This is a genomic window from Pseudomonas sp. 05N434 (genome assembly GCF_056396965.1).
Map to the genome: position 1 here is coordinate 1 of NZ_JBFTMK010000517.1, position 3,607 is coordinate 3,607.

Genomic DNA, 3,607 nt, shown 5'->3' on the forward strand with positions numbered 1-3,607 from the left:
GCTTAAAAGCGCCTCGAGCTTAAAAGCGCCTCGATCATGCAAGTGACCCACCATCCCTACACGCAACGCATCGCAAAAAAACTCGGTTTCCACAACACTGGACTGCTTCCCGACTACGTCCCCTCGCCATTTGGCGAACCACTTCCGGAAACCATGGTGATGTGTTGCCACATGATCGAAGGACACACACGACCACTCCCCGATATCCAATGGCCCGAAAGCTGCCGGGCGCTTATGCAACACCTGTGCTCGGTATTCGGAACCCACCAGGACACTCCGCGCCTCGCCACGTCCTTGCAAATTGAACAACATCAGCATCGGGTCGACATTATCATTCAGCATTTGAACAATGATTTACTTGAGCAACTCCGGCAACTGCCCGGGCACTGGGTGATCTCGGCACGGCTCGAACTGTCCCGGCACTTCGCCCGGGACTTGTGCAGTTTTTCGGCGCTGGGCTTCGCCTTTACCGGCTTGATGCCTACGTCAGGTGACAATGGCTGGTTCGCCCTGTTTCATCGGGGCGTGCAGGTTCGATCCCTCGATCTGGGCTGCGTATACATGCAACAGTTGCATGACGATTTGCAGCAGAACGCGAGCGCCACGAGAAGCCAGCGCTGCGCCGATGCACCCATTGGAGCCCGCTCAGCCGCGTGAGGGTTTCCTGTAAAAGTCATTACCCGGCTGAGCGCAAAGTTCCACCAGCCAGTCGACAAATACCCTAACCCGCCGGGATAACTGGCGGTGAGGAGGATAGAGCGCCGTCAGCGGCATACCCGGTGGCGGCACATCCCTCAGGACCTCGATCAAACGTCCCTCCTTCAATTGACGGGCAACGTGATAATACGGAGCCTGGACCAAGCCATATCCCGCCTCACACGCCGCCAGATAGCCATCGGAGCTGTTGACCGCGACGTGCTTGGGCAGGTCGATCAACCGCAACTGCCCATCGACGACAAACTCCAGTCCGTAGCGTTTGCCCGTGCTATTGGAAAAGTACTCCACCATCCGATGCCCCTTCAGATCCTCCAGACACCGCGGAGTCCCGCAACGTTGCAAGTATTCGGGACTCGCACACGTGACCTGATCCAGTGTGGCCAGCGGTCGCGCCACCAGTGATTCGTCCAGGGCCGAGCCGCCCCGCAACACGCAATCGACACCTTCGCGGATCAGATCCACAGTCCGGTCATTCAAACCGATTTCCAGCTCGATCAAGGGATAGCGTGCAGTGAATTGCGGCAATGCCGGGATCACCATCAAACGCCCCACTCCCGCCGGCATATCCACTCGCAACAGGCCTTTGGGGTTGTGGCGAGCAGCGGAAAACACGGCTTCGGTTTCCTCCAGATCCGCCAGCAACCGCACGCAACGCGGGTAATAGGCTGCGCCATCGAGCGTCAGGCTGATTTGCCGGGTGGTGCGTTGCAGCAGTTGCACGCCCAGGTGGGCCTCAAGTTGCTTGATCAGAATGGTCACGGAGGCACGCGGTAATTGCAGGCTGTCCGCCGCCTTGGCGAAGCCGCCCAGTTCGACGATTCGCGTGAATACACGCATGGCGTTTAAACGATCCATGGTCAGGACTCGATGATTATTTAGAAATTACGAACAGTGATAGCACTTTTAGCCGGTTTATCTTCGTTCTGTCGAGATCGACACTAAGCGCCTACATCCACAGGGAGTTCATTTCATGCAAACACGTCAACTGGGCAAGAACGGACCACAGGTGTCAGCCATCGGTCTGGGCTGCATGGGCATGACCGATTTCTACACCACCGGCGTGGACACCCGCGAAGCCACGGCAACGCTGCATCGCGCGCTGGAGCTGGGGATCAACCTGCTCGACACGGCAGACATGTACGGCCCACACACCAACGAAGAGCTAATCGGCAAGGCGATTGTCGGCAAGCGCGACCAAGTGTTCCTGGCCAGCAAGTTCGGCATTGTCCGCGACCCGTCCAACCCCGGCGCGCGTGGCGTCAACGGTCGCCCGGAATACATTCGCGAAGCGATCGACGGCACCCTCAAGCGCCTGGGCGTGGAAACCCTGGATTTGTATTACCAGCACCGCATCGATCCGCAGGTGGCCATCGAGGAAACCGTCGGCGCCATGGCCGAACTGGTGAGGGCCGGCAAGGTGCGTTACCTGGGATTGAGTGAGGCCTCGGTCGATACACTGGAGCGAGCGCACAAGGTTCATCCGATCAGCGCCCTGCAAAGTGAATATTCGCTGTGGAGCCGCGATCAGGAAGAGAACGGTTGCCTGGCCGCATGCCAGCGCCTGGGCGTGGCCTTTGTACCTTATAGCCCGTTGGGCCGGGGCTTTTTGACCGGGGCACTGAAAAGCCCGGATGACTTCGCCGCAGACGACTACCGTCGCTTCAGCCCGCGTTTCCAAGGGGAAAACTTTTCCAAAAACCTGTTGCTGGTGCAGCAGGTACAAACGCTGGCCGCCGACAAAGGCGTGACAGCCGGCCAATTGGCCTTAGCCTGGGTCTTGGCTCAAGGGGATTACCTGATCCCGATTCCGGGCACCAAACAACGTAAATACCTGGAGGAAAATGTGGCCGCGCTGGAGGTGAAACTGAGCCGCGAAGAGTTGCAGGCCCTTGAAGCGATATTCCCGGCCAATGCCACCGCTGGCTTGCGCTATCCGGAAGAGGTCATGAAGTTGCTCGACCGGTAGCCGTTGCCCTTGCCGTAGGCTTGCAAATTTTACAGTTCGTAAGTCCCCCTGAGCGCCGGTTTTCGACGCTCAGACGGCACACCTGACATTTTTGTCATTCCTCGCTCATTCAGCTGACAGCATCAACCTGCGATGATCTGGCCAGCCGACCTTGTATAACTTAGAAACACTCGCGCAATGCCCAGTCGGATAAAAGAGTCAAAATGCACCTTTTTGGCCGTAACCCGAGACGAGACTCCCATGCGAACCCACCTGCGTCTGGCCGCCCTGAGCGCCCTCTTCATCTCCTCCCTGGCCCAGGCCGCCGACCTGATCCCGATCGAAGTGCACCGCGACGCCAATTGCGGCTGCTGCAAAAAATGGGTCAGCCATCTGGAAGCCAACGGCTTCAAGGTCGAAGACCACGTCGAAGCCGATATGAGCCAGTTCAAGCAACAACACGGCGTACCGCCTCGCCTGGCGTCGTGCCACACCGCCTTGATCAACGGCAAGTTCGTCGAAGGCCATGTGCCGGCCGACCAAGTGCTGGCCTTGAGCAAACGTGACGATCTGTTGGGAGTTGCAGCCCCCGGTATGCCGATGGGCTCGCCCGGGATGGAAATGGACGGCATGAGCGATGCCTATCAGGTGATCGGCCTGCAAAAGGATGGCACTGACGTGGTGGTGGCGGACTACCCCGCCCATTGATGTTCGGTGCCTACATCGGGTTGTTTCTCGCGGCGTTCGGCGCCGCGAGCCTGCTGTCCTTGCAGTCCGAAGCGGTGCTGGTGGGGTTGTTGCTCAGCGACCGGTATTGGCTCTGGTCGCTGTTGGCAGTGGCAACGCTGGGCAACGTGCTGGGGTCGCTGCTGAACTGGTGGCTGGGACGCGGCATCGAGCGGTTTCGCGAGCGGCGCTGGTTTCCGGTCAGCCCTCGTCATCTTC

General features: G+C 59.0%; 5 protein-coding genes. 4 read left to right on the plus strand and 1 reads right to left on the minus strand.

Going from position 1 to position 3,607, the window contains the following annotated elements; genetic code table 11:
* Nucleotides 1–36 precede the first annotated feature (36 nt).
* On the plus strand, nt 37–657 hold the full coding sequence (locus tag AC1DLB_RS24795; protein ID WP_477785821.1) for a hypothetical protein: 621 nt from the start codon (nt 37–39) through the stop codon (nt 655–657).
* On the opposite strand, the gene AC1DLB_RS24800 is transcribed toward AC1DLB_RS24795, so the two are convergent.
* A complete protein-coding gene (locus AC1DLB_RS24800; RefSeq protein ID WP_064618143.1) occupies nt 646–1,572 on the minus strand; it encodes a LysR family transcriptional regulator in 927 nt (308 codons plus the stop codon). The genes AC1DLB_RS24795 and AC1DLB_RS24800 overlap by 12 nt on opposite strands.
* A gap of 115 nt (nt 1,573–1,687) precedes the next feature.
* On the opposite strand from AC1DLB_RS24800, the gene AC1DLB_RS24805 reads away from it, so the two are divergent.
* From AC1DLB_RS24805 to AC1DLB_RS24815, 3 genes are all read left to right on the plus strand, one after another.
* Nucleotides 1,688–2,683, plus strand: coding sequence for an aldo/keto reductase (locus AC1DLB_RS24805; protein ID WP_192350653.1), 996 nt, complete (start codon nt 1,688–1,690; stop codon nt 2,681–2,683).
* A 240-nt stretch (nt 2,684–2,923) separates the two neighbouring features.
* Nucleotides 2,924–3,370: a DUF411 domain-containing protein gene (locus AC1DLB_RS24810; protein ID WP_018926116.1), complete on the plus strand. Its 447-nt coding sequence runs from the start codon at nt 2,924–2,926 to the stop codon at nt 3,368–3,370.
* Nucleotides 3,370–3,607, plus strand: a 238-nt coding sequence (locus AC1DLB_RS24815) for a YqaA family protein (RefSeq protein ID WP_477785822.1), incomplete at its 3' end; no start/stop codon positions are given. The genes AC1DLB_RS24810 and AC1DLB_RS24815, both read left to right, overlap by 1 nt.